The organism is Halomonas sp. ND22Bw (genome assembly GCF_003011945.1).
GTDB classification, from domain to species: Bacteria; Pseudomonadota; Gammaproteobacteria; order Pseudomonadales; family Halomonadaceae; genus Halomonas; species Halomonas halophila.
The window spans coordinates 1-268 of sequence record NZ_PXWD01000962.1; the positions used below are offsets into that span (position 1 = coordinate 1).

Annotated in this window: 1 protein-coding gene; it reads left to right on the forward strand. The window is 66.0% G+C overall.

Annotated elements, in window-relative coordinates:
- Positions 1 to 46: 46 nt before the first annotated feature.
- Positions 47 to 268: hypothetical protein (locus CVH10_RS26875; protein WP_219924931.1), on the forward strand; the 222-nt coding region annotated here is incomplete at its 3' end.

Consider the following 268-nt stretch of genomic DNA (forward strand, 5'->3'; position numbering starts at 1 on the left):
CGGTCTCGGACTCGCTGGCTGCGCCACCGCCGTCCCCGAATACCGGATGATCCCGACGGCTGAGCATGGGGTAGGCGTGCGGTTCTCGCGCGGCAATGCCGCCATGGTGTCTAACGGTCCCTCGGGCTCAGTCATGCTCCTGCCGGTGCGCTACAACGCCGGTAGCAAGCTCTATTTCGCGTTGGCCGCGTTCAATACCTCGGGGCGGCCGATCAACCTCGGCACAGAGGATGTCCGCGTGTACTTGGATGACGGGCGCCCGGTTCGG